16 protein-coding genes and 2 pseudogenes are annotated in these 16,490 nt (G+C 62.9%); 7 read left to right on the top strand and 11 right to left on the bottom strand.

Going from position 1 to position 16,490, the window contains the following annotated elements; genetic code table 11:
* Positions 1-45 precede the first annotated feature (45 nt).
* Complete coding sequence (locus PspR32_RS17375; RefSeq protein WP_159388950.1) at positions 46-1,089, top strand: DUF1176 domain-containing protein; 1,044 nt, start codon at positions 46-48, stop codon at positions 1,087-1,089.
* A 131-nt stretch (positions 1,090-1,220) separates the two neighbouring features.
* Here the strand turns inward: PspR32_RS17375 and PspR32_RS17370 are convergent, their stop codons facing one another.
* Together PspR32_RS17370 and PspR32_RS17365 are read right to left on the bottom strand one after the other, a co-directional pair.
* The gene (locus tag PspR32_RS17370) at positions 1,221-2,006 is read right to left on the bottom strand and encodes a sulfite exporter TauE/SafE family protein (protein ID WP_010227049.1); all 786 of its coding nucleotides are present in this window, start codon (positions 2,004-2,006) and stop codon (positions 1,221-1,223) included.
* A gap of 485 nt (positions 2,007-2,491) precedes the next feature.
* Entirely contained in the window at positions 2,492-3,115 is a 624-nt protein-coding gene (locus PspR32_RS17365; RefSeq protein WP_010227048.1) for a helix-turn-helix domain-containing protein, read from the bottom strand.
* A 121-nt stretch (positions 3,116-3,236) separates the two neighbouring features.
* On the opposite strand from PspR32_RS17365, the gene PspR32_RS17360 reads away from it, so the two are divergent.
* The 3 genes from PspR32_RS17360 (at position 3,237) to PspR32_RS17350 (ending at position 5,900) form a co-directional block, all read left to right on the top strand.
* Positions 3,237-4,367 (top strand): NAD(P)/FAD-dependent oxidoreductase, encoded by a 1,131-nt coding sequence (locus tag PspR32_RS17360; protein WP_010227047.1) that lies wholly within the window; start codon positions 3,237-3,239, stop codon positions 4,365-4,367.
* A gap of 19 nt (positions 4,368-4,386) precedes the next feature.
* A complete protein-coding gene (locus PspR32_RS17355; RefSeq protein WP_036996391.1) occupies positions 4,387-4,764 on the top strand; it encodes a RidA family protein in 378 nt (125 codons plus the stop codon).
* Between the two features lie 71 nt (positions 4,765-4,835).
* Positions 4,836-5,900, top strand: a complete 1,065-nt coding sequence (locus tag PspR32_RS17350; RefSeq protein WP_159388949.1) for a YkvI family membrane protein — start codon at positions 4,836-4,838, stop codon at positions 5,898-5,900.
* A 50-nt stretch (positions 5,901-5,950) separates the two neighbouring features.
* Here PspR32_RS17350 and PspR32_RS26725 read toward each other — a convergent pair whose 3' ends face one another.
* The 3 genes and pseudogenes from PspR32_RS26725 to PspR32_RS17340 all read right to left on the bottom strand — a co-directional run bounded on the left by PspR32_RS26725 (position 5,951) and on the right by PspR32_RS17340 (position 8,897).
* Positions 5,951-6,691, bottom strand: a complete 741-nt coding sequence (locus PspR32_RS26725) for a methyl-accepting chemotaxis protein (protein WP_374045279.1) — start codon at positions 6,689-6,691, stop codon at positions 5,951-5,953.
* A gap of 162 nt (positions 6,692-6,853) precedes the next feature.
* Positions 6,854-7,837 (bottom strand): annotated as a pseudogene (locus PspR32_RS26720) (cache domain-containing protein); the annotation flags it as partial.
* 175 nt (positions 7,838-8,012) lie between these two features.
* Positions 8,013-8,897 (bottom strand): LysR family transcriptional regulator, encoded by an 885-nt coding sequence (locus PspR32_RS17340; RefSeq protein WP_159388948.1) that lies wholly within the window; start codon positions 8,895-8,897, stop codon positions 8,013-8,015.
* 122 nt (positions 8,898-9,019) lie between these two features.
* Here PspR32_RS17340 and PspR32_RS17335 point away from each other — a divergent pair, with 122 nt between their 5' ends.
* On the top strand, positions 9,020-9,451 hold the full coding sequence (locus PspR32_RS17335; RefSeq protein WP_010227041.1) for a PACE efflux transporter: 432 nt from the start codon (positions 9,020-9,022) through the stop codon (positions 9,449-9,451).
* Between the two features lie 9 nt (positions 9,452-9,460).
* Here PspR32_RS17335 and PspR32_RS17330 read toward each other — a convergent pair whose 3' ends face one another.
* The 6 genes from PspR32_RS17330 to PspR32_RS17305 all read right to left on the bottom strand — a co-directional run bounded on the left by PspR32_RS17330 (position 9,461) and on the right by PspR32_RS17305 (position 14,643).
* Positions 9,461-10,507, bottom strand: coding sequence for a hypothetical protein (locus PspR32_RS17330; RefSeq protein ID WP_010227038.1), 1,047 nt, complete (start codon positions 10,505-10,507; stop codon positions 9,461-9,463).
* Between the two features lie 63 nt (positions 10,508-10,570).
* Positions 10,571-11,005: a DUF7079 family protein gene (locus PspR32_RS17325; protein WP_010227036.1), complete on the bottom strand. Its 435-nt coding sequence runs from the start codon at positions 11,003-11,005 to the stop codon at positions 10,571-10,573.
* A 291-nt stretch (positions 11,006-11,296) separates the two neighbouring features.
* A complete protein-coding gene (locus tag PspR32_RS17320) occupies positions 11,297-11,983 on the bottom strand; it encodes a GntR family transcriptional regulator (protein WP_010227034.1) in 687 nt (228 codons plus the stop codon).
* A 16-nt stretch (positions 11,984-11,999) separates the two neighbouring features.
* Positions 12,000-12,704, bottom strand: a complete 705-nt coding sequence (locus PspR32_RS17315) for a FadR/GntR family transcriptional regulator (RefSeq protein ID WP_010227033.1) — start codon at positions 12,702-12,704, stop codon at positions 12,000-12,002.
* Positions 12,705-12,773: 69 nt separating this feature from the next.
* On the bottom strand, positions 12,774-14,084 hold the full coding sequence (locus PspR32_RS17310) for a C4-dicarboxylate transporter DctA (protein WP_010227031.1): 1,311 nt from the start codon (positions 14,082-14,084) through the stop codon (positions 12,774-12,776).
* 244 nt (positions 14,085-14,328) lie between these two features.
* The gene (locus tag PspR32_RS17305; RefSeq protein WP_010222571.1) at positions 14,329-14,643 is read right to left on the bottom strand and encodes a helix-turn-helix domain-containing protein; all 315 of its coding nucleotides are present in this window, start codon (positions 14,641-14,643) and stop codon (positions 14,329-14,331) included.
* Positions 14,644-14,921: 278 nt separating this feature from the next.
* Here PspR32_RS17305 and PspR32_RS26715 point away from each other — a divergent pair.
* Positions 14,922-15,191 (top strand): annotated as a pseudogene (locus tag PspR32_RS26715) (PAS domain-containing protein); the annotation flags it as partial.
* Positions 15,192-15,365: 174 nt separating this feature from the next.
* Entirely contained in the window at positions 15,366-16,475 is a 1,110-nt protein-coding gene (locus PspR32_RS17300) for a methyl-accepting chemotaxis protein (protein ID WP_442967035.1), read from the top strand.
* Positions 16,476-16,490 lie beyond the last annotated feature (15 nt).

The raw sequence follows: 16,490 nt of genomic DNA, 5'->3' as shown, positions 1-16,490 counted from the left end.
AAGTTCCAGGGGTAGAATGTGCGCTCACCTGAAACGGACTTCATCATGAGCGCACCGCTGCACGCAGCCTTTCTCTCCCTGCTGGCCTTGCCCGGCGCTACCCAGGCCACGACGGCAGAGCCGGTACCCTTGTACCGGCACCTCAAGGACTGGGTGGTGGGGTGTGACAACACCCGCCAATGTACGGCGCTGGCGGCCGATGAAAGCGTCGACGGCATGCCGTTGGGTATTCAGATCGTGCGTGGCGCGGGTCTGGAGGGGCCGTTGCAGGTAACGATTTACAGCCAGAGTTCGCTGGAGGGGCCATTGCAGCTCGATGGCAAGCCTCTGGCGCTGGCACTGCATGAAGAACAGCACAACGGCGTGGTGTCCTGGCGGGCGAGTGGCGAGCAGGCCGTGGCCCTGGTCAAGGCCTTGCGCAATGGCTCGCGGCTGACCTCGGCGAGCAATGATGGTGAGCTGGGGAGTTCGCTCAATGGCCTGAGCGCCTCATTGTTGCTGATCGATTCGGTGCAGGGGCGGCTGGGCCACCGCAGTGCCTTCATGCGTGCAGGTGATGCGCCAGACAGTGCCGTGCCGCCTGCGCCGGCGCTGCCGAAGCTGGCGCCCTTCGCACGGCCCGAGCCGCTGGGGGAGGCAGAGGCCAGGCACATTGTCGCCGCCGTGCATGCAGCCAGCGCTGATGCCTGGCAGGACGTGGGTGATGACTGGCAGCCCGATACTGCCCAAGCCTATGCGTTGAGTGGCAAGCGTGCGCTGGTCAGCTTTCGCTATGGCTGTGGCGCCTACAACTGCGAGTACGCCTTGTTCACCACTTCACGGGCGCATCCGCAGCAGGCGCAGGCCCTGCAGTTCGCGGAGTTTCCCGGGCTGGAGCAGTGGGGCGACTTTGGTGGCTCGGTCGAGTACAACGCAGACACCGGAGTGCTCAGTAGCTTTACCAAGGGGCGCGGCATAGGTGATTGCGGTGTCGATCAGAGCTGGCGTTTTGATGGGCAGCGCATGCAACTGCGCTCGCTGGCGCGGATGGGCAGTTGCAGTGGGAGCTGGTCGCAGATGTGGCCGGTGCTGTGGCGCACGCAGGATTGAACCTTGGGGCTACGGCGTAGCCCATCGCCGGCAAGGCCGGCTCCCACAGGGCTTGATGTCGCCTGCTACCCCTGTGGGAGCTGGCCTTGCCAGCGATCGAGTGCGTAGCACTCGTAGATCAAGCGACACACTCAGAACGCCAGTTTGTAGCCGATCATCAGCAGCATGCCTGCCAGGCACGGGCGCAGGATGCTGTCAGAAATCCGTCCGGTCAGGTGGCTGCCCATGTAGATGCCCGGCAGCGAGCCCAGCAGCAGGTAGCCAAGCAGCGACCAGTCCATGTTGCCCATGCTTGCATGGCCCAGGCCGGCGACCAGGGTCAGCGGCACGGCGTGGGCGATTTCGGTGCCGACCAGGCGGCGGGTGACCAGGTAGGGGTAGAGCAGGAACAGCGCCACGGTACCCAGGGCGCCAGCGCCGATGGACGTCAGCGAAACCATGACGCCGAGCATCACACCGGTGACTACGGTCAGCAGGTTGAGGCTGGTACCGCTCAGGTGATAGCGGTCGCCGGCGTGTTTGCTGGCGAATGCCTGGAGTTTGCTTTTGAACAGGATGGCCAGGGCGGTCAGCACCAGCACCACGGCCAGGCCTTGCTTGATGATGGTGTTGGCGGCCTGGGTGTCGGCATCGAGGCTGGCGAGGAACCACAGGGTCAGGGCCGCGGCCGGGACGCTGCCGAGGGTCAGCCAGCCGGTGATTTTCCAGTCGATATTGTTGTTTTTGCCGTGGACCCAGACGCCGCTGGCTTTGGTGATGGCGGCGTAAAGCAGGTCGGTGCCTACGGCGGTGGCGGGGTTGATACCGAACCACAGCAGGATCGGGGTCATCAGGGAGCCGCCGCCGACGCCGGTCATGCCGACGATGAAACCTACTACCAGGCCTGCAATGGTAAAACCGAAAGAACCTACATCCATAAGTAACCTAAACGCCCAACGTGCCCGTGATCGGATGGCAGCCAGCATAAAGGTTTTTTTATAGCCAAATAGACTAGTTCGTTATTAGGTTATAACCGGTGGTGGCTGTGAGAGGAGGGGCTTATCCGGTTGTGATGGTGGCGCGGAGTCACCTTTCCGCCCTTACGGCGGGTTACTTTGGCAGTCGCCCCAAAGTAACCAAAGGGCTTGCCCCACCAGGGGCCCTACGCTGCGCTTCGGGTTCCCTCGCTACGGTGTCGCTACGGGGCATTGCGAACTACGAGTTGCAAGCAACTCTACGTTTCGCAACTTCGGCTAACGCCGAAGGTGCTGCGCACTAGCCCCTTCGCAACACCTGCACTCGGCCCTTCTGGTTAACGGGGCCGGTAGATCAAGATCAAGAGCACAATTCGCTTCGCTCTTGCTGAGCGCGTGGCGCTGTGGGAGCGGGCTTGACCCGCGATGCGGTGTTACAGACAACGCTGTTACCGATCCGTCATCACCACCATCACATGCGCATCCCCGCCATCTTCCGTCTCGGAAAGATAAATATGCCCGACATTGCTGTTGAAGTACGCCGTCTCCTGCGGGCCGATACTCACGGCTTCACCCGTCTCAAACACAATCCGCACGCGTCCGCTGAGCACCAGGGCAAATTCCTGCCCCGGGTGGCGGATGAATTCATCGAACTGTTGCCGCTCGCGGGCGATGATCCGCGCATACATTGGCGTCATCAGCCGCTCGGGAAATTCCCCGGCGATCGGGTGGTAGTCGTAGGTCCCAGTGCTGTAGCCGGGCGCTGTGGGCAGGGAGTTGACCACCACCGTGGTCGGCACCGGCATATCGCTCACGCCTGAAGCGCGAAACAGCTGGGCGATATCAACCTTCAGTGCCCGCGCCGCCGCCGCCAGTTTCTCGTAGCTCACCGAGACCTGGGCCAGTTCCATTTTCGACAGGGTCGACACCGGTACCCCGGACAGCGCCGACAGTTGCTTGAGCGTCAGTTGCTGGGCCTTGCGCACGCTACGCAGGCGCGCTCCGACTTCGGCGCGGTCAATCAGTGGCAGCGCACCAGGGCGGTCGTCGGCAGGGGAGCGGTCGGCACTCATCAAGCATCTCGGTCAGACAAAACGGACCCGCATCTTACCGTGGCCGCTTGCATAATCCGAAATTCTCATATATTAGAATTCTCACAAATGATAATTACACCTCGCAAGCGAGTGCATGGCTATGACAGAGACCTTCGACATCGTAATCATCGGCGCCGGTATTGCTGGCGCATCGCTGGGTTATCGCCTGGCGCAAGGGCGGCAGGTGCTGATGCTTGAACGCGAAGCCCAGGCTGGTTATCACGCCACCGGTCGCTCGGCAGCGATGTTCATGGAGGCCTACGGCACGCCGCAGATCCAGGCGCTGACCCGCGCCAGCCGTGCATTCTATGCGTCGCCGCCACCGGGCTTCTGTGAGCATGCGTTGCTCGAGCCGCGTGGTTGCCTGTATGTGGCAACGCTGGAGCAGCAGGCACTGCTCGACAGCACCTATGCGCAAAGCCTGGCCAACGGCACCGACGTCACCTTGCTCGACCGTGACGCGGCGTTGGCGCTGGTGCCGAGCCTGCGTGCCGAGGTATTGGCCGGAGCAGTGCTGGAGCCCGGTGCCATGGACCTGGATGTGCATGCGCTGCACCAGGGGTTCCTGCGCGGTTACCGCCAGGCCGGTGGCCAGTTGCGTTGCAATGCCGAGGTGGTTGAAGGCGGCTACCACGAGGGTCACTGGCAGTTGAGCCTGGCCGATGGCAGTCGTATTCAGGCGCGCCAACTGGTCAACGCCGCGGGCGCCTGGGCCGATCACGTCGCGGCGGTCTGTGGTATCCAACCCGTCGGCCTGCAGCCATGCCGACGCTCGGCCTTTACCTTCGAAGGCCCGCAAGACCAGGACTTCAGTCGCTGGCCCGCAGTGATCGGCGTCGATGAGAGTTTCTATTTCAAACCCGACGCCGGGCAGTTGCTCGGCTCGCCGGCCAACGCCGACCCGGTCGAGCCCCAGGACGTGATGCCCGAAGAGCTCGACGTGGCCATCGGCATCTACAACATTGAAGCCATCACCACCCTGGCGATTCGCCGCCCCAGCCATACCTGGGCGGGCTTGCGTTCGTTCGTCGCCGACGGCGACCTGGTGATCGGCCACGACCCGCAAAATCCGGCGTTTTTCTGGCTGGCGGCGCAGGGTGGTTACGGTATCCAGTCCGCCGCTGGCGCTTCGCAACTGGCGTGCGCGCTGCTGCTTGAGCAGCCGCTTGCAGCAACCTTGAGCGCCGAAGGGGTCGAGCCGCAACGCTTGTCCCCGGCGCGTTTTCGTTAACTCCCCAAGGAGATTTCCCATGAGCTCGACTATCCAGCGTATCCCCAGCCACCTGCCGTATCCGTTCTCCAAGGCGGTGAAGGTCGGCGGCTTTCTGTTCCTTTCCGGACAGATCCCCATGCGCGCCGACGGCGAAGTGGTGCGTGGCGACATTCAGGTTCAGACCCGGGCCGCTCTGGAACGCATCGGCGAAACCCTGGCCGAATGCGGCGTGGGTTTCGATCAGGTGATCAAGGCCACTGTGTGGCTGTCCGACATGGCCCATTTCGCCGGTTTCAACGAGGTGTACAAAAGCGTCTTCGCCAACGGCTACCCGGTGCGTTCCACCGTCAGTGCCGGCCTGGCCCTGGGCGTGGATGTCGAGATCGAAGTACAGGCCTGGATCGGCAACGACTGAGGCACCACAGCAACACTGGGTAAAAACAACAACAAGGCCCGGGCAGGGCCATCGATACCAGAGGGTTGAAAATGAAAGAGCAGCTGAAAATTGCAGGCGCCTTTATCGGCGTGATCGTCGGCGCGGGTTTCGCCTCGGGGCGGGAGCTGTTGCTGTTCTTTGTCGACTTCGGCCTCTGGGGCCTGCTCGGGGCGCTGGTCAGCGCGGCCTTGTTCACTTTTCTCGGCATGGCCCTGGCCGGGCTGGGCAACCGCTTGCAGGCCGCCTCGCACAAGGATGTGGTGTATGCCATTTGTGGGCGCTACCTGGGCTTGTTCGTTGACCTGCTGATCACCTTCTTCATGTTTGCGGTCACCGTGGTGATGCTTGCCGGCGGTGGGGCATTGCTTGAACAGCAGTTCGCCATTCCGGCGCTGACCGGTAGCGTACTGGTGACCCTGCTGGTGGTGGCGGTGGTGTGTCTGGATGTGCAAAAGGTGATCCTGCTGATCGGGGCGGTCACGCCGTTCCTGATCCTCATCGCCACGGCCATCGCCTTGTACGCGGTGTTCACCCGCGAGCTGAGCTTTGCCGCGCTGAATCAGGTGGCCAGCCAGCAGCAGGCGGGTACCAGCCACTGGCTGCTCGGCGCGTTCCTGTATGTGTCGTACAACATTGTCGCCGGTGCGCCGATCCTGGCGATTCTCGGTGGCTCGGCACGCCTGGAGAAGACTGCGATCTGGGGCGGGGTTCTCGGCGGTGCGGCCCTGGGCGGCCTGATGCTGGTGATGAGCGCAGGCTTGTTGTCGCGCCTGGATACCGTCGCAGATCTGCCGATGCCGATGCTGTCGATTGCCAGCGAAATCTCTCCGGCCTTGGGCGTGATCATGTGCGTGATCATCTTCGGCATGATCGTCAACACTGCGGTGGGCACGCTGTATTCGTTCCTGGCGCGGCTGTTGCCGGCAGGTACCCGCAGTTTTCGCCTGGGCTCGGTGGCGGCGGGGGTGGCGGCATTTATCTGCAGCCTGATCGGCTTTATCAGCCTGGTCGGCCAGGTCTATCCGTTCTTCGGCTACCTGGGCTTCGTGCTGATGCTGGCGGTTTTGATCGGCTGGTTGCGCCTGGGGCGGGCCAAGCGGGTGCTGGCGGTGTAGCGGGAGGTGTAAAAGCAAGGGGCCTGAGCGGCCCCTTGCTTGTTTACGCGTCAGATCTTGAAGCTGTCGACCAGTTGCTTGAGGCGCCCGGCCTGCTGGGCCAGGGCATCGCAATGACGCAGGGTGTCGTTGAGGTTGGCCACGCCTTGCTGGTTCAGCACGTTGATCTGGGTGATGTCCAGGTTCAGGCTTTCGACCACGGCGGTCTGCTCTTCGGTGGCGGCGGCCACCGACTGGTTCATGCCGTCGATCTCGCCGATGCGCTGGGTCACGCTGCTCAGGCGCTCGCCGGCCTGGTTGGCGACCAGCACGCTTTCTTCGCTGGAAACCTGGCTGGCGTTCATGTTGTGTACCGCCTCGCGCGAACCGACCTGCAGGGTGGTGATCATCTTGTGGATCTCTTCGGCCGACTCCTGGGTGCGGTGCGCCAGGTTGCGTACCTCGTCGGCAACCACGGCAAAACCACGCCCGGCTTCACCGGCACGGGCCGCTTCGATGGCGGCGTTGAGCGCCAGCAGGTTGGTCTGCTGGGAGATGCCCTTGATCACGTCGAGGATCTGGCCGATGTCATCGGTGCTGGCATTGAGGGTTTCGATCTGCTCGCAGGATTCGCTGATCTTCTGCGACAGCGCGGTCATCGCCGAAATGGTTTCCTGCACCACCTGACGACCGTCATTGGCCTGCTCGCTGGCACCGCTGGCGTGTTGCGAGGCGTCGGCGGCGTTGCGGGCGATTTCCTGGGTGGCGGCGCCCAGCTCGTTGATTGCCGCGGCGACGCTGTTGGTGCGCATGCTCTGCTCTTCAGAGCCGATGATCGAGGCATTGGAGGCGCTCATCACCCGCTCGGACAGGTCATGGACCTGGCGAGTGGCCGAGGACACTTCGGCAATCGAGGCATGGATACGCTCGACGAACTGGTTGAAGGCACCGGCCAGTTCACCGAACTCGTCCTTGTTCTCCACCACCAGGCGGCGGGTCAGGTCGCCTTCGCCCTGGGCAATGTCCTGCATGGCGCGGCCCATGGTGGTCAGCGGACGCATCAGCACCGGAATCAGCAGGCTCAGCAGGCCAGCAATGGCGGCCACGGCAATGAGCATGGCGATGATCGCCGAGGTACGGAACTGGCTGAGGCCGGCGTAGGCTTTGTCGCGGTCGATCGACAGGCCGATGTACCAGTCAGCCGTCGGCAGGCCGCTGACCGGGGCGAAGGAGATGATCCGCTCCTGCTTGTTCAGGGTCACCTCGTGGGTGCCTGGCGCGATATGCAGGTTGCTGCCCGGGTAGATGTCCTTGAGGTTCTTCATCACCTGGTCTTTGTCCGGGCTGACGATCACCTGGCCGTTACGGTCGACCAAAAACGCGTGGCCAATACCGCCGAAGTCCACGGCGTTGATGATATCGACCAGGGTGGCCAGGCTCAGGTCGCCGCCGACCACGCCGAGCAGCTCGCCGTTGGCCTTGCTTTTCACCGGCATGCCAATGGTAACCACCAGGCCGCCGACCGCGGCCATGTAGGGCGGGGTCAGCATGGTCTGGTTGGCGGCGACGGCGGCGGTGTACCACGGACGCTGGCGCGGGTCGTAGCCGTCAGGCATCTTCGCGTCCGGGCGCTGGGTGAACACGCCGTTGGACTGGCCGACGTAGGTGAACTGGAAGTTGTTGGTGAACGATGGCTGGTCGACCAACCCCGGGAAGTCGGCATTGGCGCCTTGGTGGGCGACGTCCTGGGCGAGGTTTTCCAGGACCAGAATGCGTCCGCTCATCCAGTTCTGCACACTGCTGGCGGCCAGTGCGCCGGCCTGTTTGACCGACGAGTCGATGTTCTGTCGGATGGTGTTGCGTTGCAGGTAATCGTTGTAGAGGGTGAACAGTGCAAATGCCAGAACCACGACGCCGCAGGCGCACAGCAGGATCTTGTGGCGAAATTTCAGGTTCATGTTCCGAGACCTTGTGCCAGTAAAGAGGAGTGCCGAGCGGCGCTTTTGGCGTGTGCTCGTACCTATCCAGACGGGTATCGGCCGCGAAACGGAAAAATTGATAGGTAGTTTTGCCGCAGGGGCTGACAGGATTTTCCTACAGCCTGCTCTGGCGTGCGTGTTTCAGCCAGGCGCTTTACTGCACCCCGAGCAAACGCACCAGCGCCTGGGCAGCTTTTTGCAGCGGCTGATGCTGGCGCCAGAAGGCATGCACCGGCAGCTGCAATTCGTTGCGGGTGTTGCTGAAATCCAGGCGCACCAGGCGTCCGGCGTCCAGTAGAGGCGCCACCCGCGACAACGGGAAGTCGCCCCAGCCAAGGCCGGCTTCGACCATCTCGATGGCCATGGCCAGGCTGTCGGTGCGCCAGTGCGCCTTGCCGATCAGGGCGCGGGTGTCGCTCAGCGGCAGGTCACGGCTGGCCACCAGGATCTGCCGCACGTTGGCCAGGTCTTCGAGGTAGACGATCTGCCGCGGGCGCTGCTGCAGGGCCGGGTGCTGCGGGCCGATGCAGGCCACCAGCGATTCCATGCCGATGTTCTGAAAGCGCTGGCGGGCGTCCACTGCCAGCCCGGCAAAGGCCAGGCACAGGCTGACGCGACCGTCGTGCAGCAGTTGCAGGGCGTCTTCCTGCGGGGCCGTCAGCACCTCGACATTCAGTAACGGGTGACGCTCGCTGAGGGTTCTGATCGCTGCCAGCAGGTGCCTGTGCTCGATGTCCGGCACCACGCTGATGCTCAGGGTGCTTTCCAGCCCTTGGGACAACTCCAGGGCGTGCACCTGCAACTGCCCCAGTTGATGGGCGATCATCCGCGCATGCGGCTCCAGCGCCTGGGCCATGGCGGTGGGGCGGGTTTCCCGGTGAGTGCGATCGAACAGGCTGAAGCCGAGCTCCGCTTCAAGGTTGCCGATGGCCATGCTCACCGCTGAAGGCACTCGGCCCAGAGCGCGTGCGGCGGCCGAAAACGAGCCGCGGTCGAGCACGGCGAGAAACAGTTCGATGTTGTCGCTGGAAAAATTCATGGCACTCTCCTATCAGTAAATCTGATAGCTGTTGACTTTGGTTGTCAACAGGATTGACGCATGCTTGCCCGCCTCAGCCGTGCCAAAAGGCGGCGTTTCAGTGCAAAACCGAGGTTAGCAACGTGCAAGGTGTCAAACGCAAACTGGTCTACGTGACCGCCTATGAACTGATCGGCCTGTGCATGTCGACCCTGGGCCTGGCCTACCTGGCCGACAGCGCGCCGAGCAATACCGGGCCGCTGGCGGTGATGATCACCACCATCGCCATGGCCTGGAACTTCATCTACAACACCCTGTTCGAGTATTGGGAAAGCCGCCAGGCCAAGCGCGGGCGCAGTGTTGCCCGGCGGGTGGCGCATGCCATCGGTTTCCAGCTGACGTTGGTGGTGTACCTGATCCCGCTGATTGCCTGGTGGCTGAACATGAGCCTGGTCGAAGCCGTGCTGGTGGACCTGGCCTTTATCATTCTCATCCCTTGCTACACCTTCATCTACAACGGGTTGTTCGACCGCATCTTTGGCCTGCCGATTTCGGCCCAGGCGCAGCCGGCATGAACAAGACCCTTACTGGGCGGGCAGGGTAATCACTTGGGCGGCGGGCTGCGGCTCGTGCTCGGGGCCTTCGGCGGCTAGCAGGCTGTCTTCGATTTCCCCCGACAGGTAATAGACGCCGGCCATGGCGCCGGTCTTGCGATTCTCCATCAGATCGCGCCACTCCTCGTTCAGCGCCACGTTGAGGATCACCCGCAGTTGTTCGATCATCGCCGGTTGCTCGCGGTTGTGGCTCACGACCCCAATACCGGTCGCCGCCAGGGAAATCACCGTGCCCGCGGCGCGCCCGACCGCCGCCGCCACGGCGCTGGCAATACCCCGTGGCGCCAGGGTGGCGCCGAGTTTTTCGCTGGCTTGCTGGGCGACCGATGACAAGCCGATGTCCGAGCGCTGGGTGCCGGCGCGCACGGCGCTGTGCAGGCGTTTGACCAGGGCTGCATAGGCGGGCTGCTGTTCCAGCGGTTTGCTGAACAGCAGTTGATGCAGCGATGCGTTGTTGTTGGCTGGCGGCCCGAGGCCAATGGCCTGGATGCGTGTCAGGTGCAGGTTGAACTGCTCCGTTGGTGCGCGGTAGCGCTGGGCGATCTGCTGCAGTTGCTGGCCGAGCAGCTGGATATACAACTCCATGGCCCGGTCGCGAATGGCTTCGGGGTCGATTTCCTTGGCCACCGGGTCGAGCACCCGCTCGTGGTACTGCTCTTGCAGGTACAGGGCCAGGCGTTTTTCCGGTGTTTCACGGCCTTCGCCACTGTTCATCTTGTACCAGGCCACTTTCATGGTCAGCCATTGCTGGGTCCAGTAGCCGGTGAACCAGGGGATGAAGTCGCTTTCGGTGTACTGCTGCACGCGCTCCTTCCACACCCGCATGGAGCGCCGGGCATAGTCGTTGACCGAACTGGTGGTGGCCAGCGAGGCGTCGATGATGTCGCGGTCGATCTGCTGCCAGGTCGCCGCGCTGACCGGGATGGGCGGCGGCTCGCTGACCTTTTGCCGCGAGCCGCAGCCAGCCAGCACCAGGAACAAGGCGAGCAGCAGCACGGTAAGCGGGGAACGCGGCATAAAATCGCAGCCCCCTGTGGTTAGGGAAGGTCGAGCACGGTGGTTATTTGAGTATAGGTGCCGTCACTCGGGCTGCTGTTCGGCCTCGGCCTGATCCAGCGCCTCGACGATCTCTGCCCAGATTTCCTTGCAGAAAAACCACACCCAGGTGGCATTCAGAAAGCGGTCAATCTGGCGCCGCCACCAGCTGTCGCGGCGTGCCTGGAGACTTTCTTCGATCTCTTCCTGCAGCCAGGTTTCGTCGAAACCGGTCCAGATCGGCGGTACCGGCGTCATGATGTTGCCGTAGCAGGCGGGGGCGACTTCGCTGTAGAAGATTTCTTTCAGCAGCTCGCGGTCAAACCCTACCAGGTGGCGGGCGATCCAGAGGAACTCGATGTGGGTGTCGACGAAGGCATCGGACATCGCCACGCGCACCTGGTGGCGCTGTTCAGGCGTCATTTGCGGCGCAGGTGCAGCAGCGGGCTCGGGTTTAACCGAGGTGATCCTTTCGTTCATCAGCGTGCCCTCCAAGGCGATCGAGGCCCATGGTAAAGCGGGCGGACAACAGCTGTCGCCAGGATTGCGAGCGCTGGCAAGGCCAGCCCCACATGTCCGGCATACCCAGATCCACTGTGGGGGCGGCAGTGCGACGAGGCGACTTGACCCGCGATGAGGCCAGTACAACCAGCATATCAGGCGGTGTCTGGATTACGACCGCTTCGCGGTCGATCGCAGGCAAGCCAGCTCCCACAGGTTCGGCGTAGACAAACCCACTGTGGAGGCATTGCCGGCGATGAGGCCCTTCGGTCAATCCTCCAGGTCGAGCTTGGCTTCGATATGGTCCAGATGCTCATGCATCAACGCCAACGCCGCCTCGCCATCACCGTCCTCCAGCGCATCGATGATCGCCGCATGCTCCTGCCAGGCGCAATGACTGCATGGCCGCGCTTCGTACTGGGCAATGATCAGCGAGGTTTGCGGCACCAGGCCATTGAGAAAACGCGCCAAGGGTACGTTGTCGGCCATTTCCGCAAGTTTGAGGTGAAACTCGCCACCCAGGCGGATCGCCGTGCAGCGCTGGCCCTGTTCATGGTGCTGGCGCTCGCGGGCCACCAGCTCGCGCAACTGGCGGATCTTGGCCGGCCGTGAGCGCTTGGCCGCCAGGCTGATCAAGGTGGTTTCGGCCAGGCGCCGGGCGCTGAGGATCTGCCGTGCATGTTGTGGGTCGGGCGCGGCCAGGCGTGCGGTGTGGCTGGGGCGCTGGACGATGACCTGTTGGTCGGACAGGCGCCCGAGTACCCGGCGGATCACCGTGCGGCTGACCCCGAAGGCATCGCCCAGGGCTTGCTCGGTCAGGGCGCTGCCAGGGGCCAGGCGCTGTTCGAGGATGGCATCGAACAGCCGCGGGTAGATCTGCTCGGCCGACAACCGGCGTTCACCCTGGGCGAGCAGTGGCGGCAGGGCGGTGGCATGGGCGTGGGCGCTGGCGTTCATGGTCGCACTCCTGGGGTCAGTTGCCCGGATGATCGTCCGGGATGTTCAGTTCGATACCCATGCGCAGGCCTTCCTGGAGGATGTGGTGGCGCATCTGCGCGCTGGCCTGGGCGCTGTTCTTGTTGCGGATGGCACGTACCACCGCTTCGTTTTCTTCAAGCCTTGCCGCCAAATGCTCGGGCGAGTTGCGCAGCACTGCGGCGCTTTGCTTGAGGGCATTGCTGGTCTGCTGCACCACGCTCTGGAAGATCGGGTTGGCGGTCAGGGTGAACAGCTCTTCGTGAAAGGCGATGTAGGCATTGACGCCGGCTTCGCTGTCTTGGGCCTCGAGGGCTTCGCGCATGTCCATCAGGGTCAGGCGCAGTTGGCCGATTTCCTTGCTGCTGATCGACTGCGCCACCAGGCCGACAATGAACGGTTCGAGGGTATAGCGCAGCTGCAGCACGTCTTCCAGGCTGGCCTCGGCGACGCCGCTCTGGGGCAGGGTGGTTGGTACTGTATCGGCATCAAGCACCAGCACGCCCTTGCCCGGCATCGAACGCACCAGGCCGAGGGTTTCCAGTACCGTCACCGCTTCACGCAGGCTCGGGCGGCTGATGCCCAGTTGCTCGGCCAGTTCGCGCTGGCCCGGGAGCATGTCGCCGGAGCGCCACTGGCCACGGGCCAGAGCCTGGCGGAGTTTTTCTACCACCGAGTTCACGACGGTCGATGAAGTAATCATTGTTCACTCCATGAGAACACTTGCATGGTTTGCTCCTGTGGCCGGCAGTGGGGCTGCCGGCCATGTTACTCAGAACTCTTGTTGATGGGCGTTCGGGGTCTTGCGCTGGGCAAAGCCGAAGCCCTGTTTACCCGACAGCACATTGTTGGCCCGCTCCATGTCGATATCGCCTTCCCAGCGGCCAATGGCGACGGTAGCCACGCAGTTGCCGATCAGGTTGGTCAGCGCCCGGCCGATGCCCATGAACCAGTCCACCGCCAGCACCAGCACCAGTCCGACCACCGGTATCGCCGGGATGGCGGTCAGGGTTGCGGCCAGGATGACCAGGGCGGAGCCGGGGATGCCGTGGGCGCCTTTGGAGGTAATCAGCGACACCAGCAGGATGGTCAGCAGGTCGGTCATGGCCAGCGGTGTGCCGGTGGCATTGGCGATGAACACGATAGCCAGGGTCAGGTAGATCGAGAAACCGTCGAGGTTGAACGAGTAACCCGTGGGGATGACCAGGCCGACCGTGGAGCTGCCCACGCCCAGGTGCTCAAGCTTGCGCATGATCTGCGGCAGCACGGCGTCGGAGGAGGCGGTGCCGAGGACGATGGTCAGCTCTTCGCGCAGGTACTTGATGAAGGGCAGGATCTTCAGCCCCGACAGGCGCATCACGGTGCCCAGAATCAGCAGCACGAAGCCGGTGCAGGTCAGGTAGAACAAGGCCACCAGGCCGCCCAGGTGCTGCAGCGATTCCAGGCCGTATTTGCTGGTGGTGAAGGCGATGGCACCGAACACGCCAATCGGCGCCAGGCGCACGATCATGCCCATGATGCGGAAGATCACATGGCTCAGTTCGTTGATCAGCCGCGAGATGCCCGAGGCCGCTTCACCCACCAGGTTCAGGGCGCTGCCGAACAGCACCGAAAACAGCAGGACCTGGAGGATATTGTTGTCGGCAAACGCTCCAATCACCGAGGTCGGGATCAGGTCCATGAGGAAGGCGGCGGTGCCGTGGATGTGTTGGCCGCGTTCGGCCAGGTTGCTGGCTTCGCTGCTGGCCAATTGGTCCAGGTGAATGTTGGCGCCGCTGCCGATGCCGGAGGTAAAGGCGAACACCAGGCCGATCACCAGGGCGATGGTGGTCAGGATTTCGAAGTAGATCACCGATTTCAGGCCGATGCGCCCGACTTTCTTCAGGTCGCCGGCGCCGGAGATGCCGCTGACCACCACGCAAAACACGATCAGCCCGATCAACATCTTGATCAGCTTGATGAAGCCGTCACCGAGGGGTTTGAGTTGCAGGGAAACTTCAGGAAAGCTCAGGCCGCAGGCTATGCCTAGCACAAGGCCCAACACCACTTGGAGGAAGATCGAACGCGAGCACCATTTGAGCATGGGAGGGATCTCTGGTCGGTGTCCCTGCTTCGATGCCACGGGGGCGAAAGAGCGGAGGACTTAATTATTGTGGTCTTACCGGTATGTCCAGTGCGTGGGCAGTGTAAGCGCGGTTTTTCCGGCTTTGCAAGGGGTTTTCGGTTGAGTGGGTGAGAATTGGCTTTACCGGTCTGACCAGTTAGTGCAATACCCGGGCAAAAAAAAGCGGCAGGTTCGACCTGCCGCTTTTTCCGTGTTGCCGGGACTAAGGCTTGGACAAGGCCAGGTCTACCGCCGCGATCAGCTTTCCCAGGTCCTGGGAAGGGGCCTTATGGATGACGCCGAAGAGGTAGGCACGTTGCTCATCTTCGTCGTCCTCGTCTGCGAAGAAGGCTTTGAGTTTGATCCCCAGCGCCTCGGAGAAGGTCGACAGGGCTTCCACGCTGGGGGTGTAGGTGCCGGTTTCGAAGCGACTGATGGTCTTGGGGTCAAAACCGGTTTTCTCGCCAAGTTCAGCCTGAGTGAGCCCGGCTACCTTGCGGTAACGTCTGATGGCCGAACCCAAACTTGAATTTGTCATCGCTTAATTCCCATTTAGAATCAAGAACTTAACGATATCTATGCGCATTAGGCAACGCCACGATTCATCACCTTTATTTGCATAATGTGATGTAATTCGTAGAATTACCGGTTTGGACAGGCCAAAAGCCATCGAGTTTCAACCGGGGGCAGCAGGCTGAGAGTATTCAGCAAAGCACCTCGGCAGAAGGCTGATCTCGATGTCGGACGAATGGTTCGTGCGCTGCACAGGACAACCTGGCAGATCACTACAAATGGAGTTTTATCGTGCGTCTCAACATGCCGGTCACCTCGGTCGAGCAGACTTTCGGCGAGGATCAGCGGCTGATTTCCGCTACCGACACTGCCAGTAATATCACCTACTGCAACGCCGAATTCGCCGCCATGAGCGGTTTCAGCCAGGCCGAGCTGATCGGCAGCCCGCACAATCTGGTCCGCCACCCGGACATGCCGCCAGCGGTGTTCGCACTGATGTGGCAGTACCTCAAGGCTGGCCAGAGCTGGATGGGGATCGTCAAGAACCGCTGCAAGAACGGTAACTTCTACTGGGTCAGCGCCTATGTCACGCCGATCCTCGAAGACGGCCGCCTGGTCGGCTACGAGTCGGTGCGGGTCAAGCCGACCCGCGAGCAGGTGCGCCGGGCCGAGGAACTGTATGCGCGGTTGCGTGAAGGCAAGCCTGCGGTGTCGGCCGGCCGCCGCCTGGCCCAACTGAGCCAGGTGATGAGCCTGCCATTGGCGGCCGGTGCAGTGGCGGTGGCCGCCAACCAGGCGCTGCCGGGCTGGCCGGGCCAGGGCATTACCCTTGGCCTGTTCGGGCTGATCGGCCTTTGGGCCCACAGCCGCTTGGGCCGCCAGCTTGGGCAGATCGTGGCGTGCTCGAATCACACCTTTGCCGACCCGATCAGCGCCCTGACCTACAGCGATCAACTGGGCTCGGCAGCACAATTGCAGATGATCCTGATCAGCGAAGAAGCGCGGCTCAAGACCGCGCTCACCCGCCTGAGCGACCTGGCCACGCAGATGGCCGAAGCCGCCAGCGACTCCAGTCGTCTGTCCAGGAACACCGAAACCGCGTTGCTGGAACAGCGCGCGGAAACCGACATGACCGCCACCGCCATGACCGAAATGGCTGCGTCCATCGGCGAGGTGGCCGAGCATGTGCAGCAAACCGCAGTCCAGGCGCAGACCGCCAACCAACTGGCCGAGCAGGGCAGCCAGGTCGCTGGCACCAGCCGCGAGGCCATCCAGTTGCTGGCCAATACCGTCAGCCAGATCAACCAGGCGGTCACCCACCTGGCCGGGCAGACCCAGGACATCATGCTCGCCGCTGAAGTGATCCGCGCGATTGCCGAACAGACCAACCTGCTGGCGCTCAACGCCGCCATTGAAGCGGCCCGCGCGGGCGAGCAGGGCCGTGGTTTTGCCGTGGTCGCCGACGAGGTTCGCGCCTTGGCGGCCAAGACCCGGCAGTCGACCGTGCAGATCCAGGGCATCATCGAGAACCTGTGCAGCGGTGCCGACGAGGCGGTGAGTATCGCCAGCCTCGGTATCAACGAGGCCGAGCAGGGCGTGGCCCAGGTGCTGGAGGCGCAACGCGCCTTGCAGGGCATTCGTGCCGCCGTCGAGCGCATCAGCGACATGAGCCAGCAGATGGCCGCTGCCTCGCAAGAACAATCCTCGGTGGCCGAAGAAGTCAGCGAGCAGATCAACAACGTTGCCAGCACGGTGCAGGCCACCGCGCGCAACGCCAATGCCGCGGCCAGCCGCGGCGCCGAGCTGCAAAGCATTTCTTCGGGCCTGCGGGCCCTGGTCGAGCGCTTCAACCGCTAGCCACCAGGGCGCAGA

The organism is Pseudomonas sp. R32, from assembly GCF_009866705.1.
GTDB lineage: Bacteria > Pseudomonadota > Gammaproteobacteria > Pseudomonadales > Pseudomonadaceae > Aquipseudomonas > Aquipseudomonas donghuensis.
Note: the sequence above shows the minus strand (reverse complement) of the source record. Positions and strands in the feature narration are given on the sequence as shown.

Excerpts from the sequence above, each read along its gene's own strand:
- PspR32_RS17375 (WP_159388950.1), top strand. The coding sequence starts at position 46 with ATGAGCGCACCGCTGCACGCAGCCTTTCTCTCCCTGCTGGCCTTGCCC.
- PspR32_RS17370 (WP_010227049.1), bottom strand. The coding sequence starts at position 2,006 with ATGGATGTAGGTTCTTTCGGTTTTACCATTGCAGGCCTGGTAGTAGGT.
- PspR32_RS17365 (WP_010227048.1), bottom strand. The coding sequence starts at position 3,115 with ATGAGTGCCGACCGCTCCCCTGCCGACGACCGCCCTGGTGCGCTGCCA.
- PspR32_RS17360 (WP_010227047.1), top strand. The coding sequence starts at position 3,237 with ATGACAGAGACCTTCGACATCGTAATCATCGGCGCCGGTATTGCTGGC.
- PspR32_RS17355 (WP_036996391.1), top strand. The coding sequence starts at position 4,387 with ATGAGCTCGACTATCCAGCGTATCCCCAGCCACCTGCCGTATCCGTTC.
- PspR32_RS17350 (WP_159388949.1), top strand. The coding sequence starts at position 4,836 with ATGAAAGAGCAGCTGAAAATTGCAGGCGCCTTTATCGGCGTGATCGTC.
- PspR32_RS26725 (WP_374045279.1), bottom strand. The coding sequence starts at position 6,691 with ATGCGCACCAACAGCGTCGCCGCGGCAATCAACGAGCTGGGCGCCGCC.
- PspR32_RS17340 (WP_159388948.1), bottom strand. The coding sequence starts at position 8,897 with ATGAATTTTTCCAGCGACAACATCGAACTGTTTCTCGCCGTGCTCGAC.
- PspR32_RS17330 (WP_010227038.1), bottom strand. The coding sequence starts at position 10,507 with ATGCCGCGTTCCCCGCTTACCGTGCTGCTGCTCGCCTTGTTCCTGGTG.
- PspR32_RS17325 (WP_010227036.1), bottom strand. The coding sequence starts at position 11,005 with ATGAACGAAAGGATCACCTCGGTTAAACCCGAGCCCGCTGCTGCACCT.
- PspR32_RS17320 (WP_010227034.1), bottom strand. The coding sequence starts at position 11,983 with ATGAACGCCAGCGCCCACGCCCATGCCACCGCCCTGCCGCCACTGCTC.
- PspR32_RS17315 (WP_010227033.1), bottom strand. The coding sequence starts at position 12,704 with ATGATTACTTCATCGACCGTCGTGAACTCGGTGGTAGAAAAACTCCGC.
- PspR32_RS17310 (WP_010227031.1), bottom strand. The coding sequence starts at position 14,084 with ATGCTCAAATGGTGCTCGCGTTCGATCTTCCTCCAAGTGGTGTTGGGC.
- PspR32_RS17305 (WP_010222571.1), bottom strand. The coding sequence starts at position 14,643 with ATGACAAATTCAAGTTTGGGTTCGGCCATCAGACGTTACCGCAAGGTA.
- PspR32_RS17300 (WP_442967035.1), top strand. The coding sequence starts at position 15,366 with ATGAGCCTGCCATTGGCGGCCGGTGCAGTGGCGGTGGCCGCCAACCAG.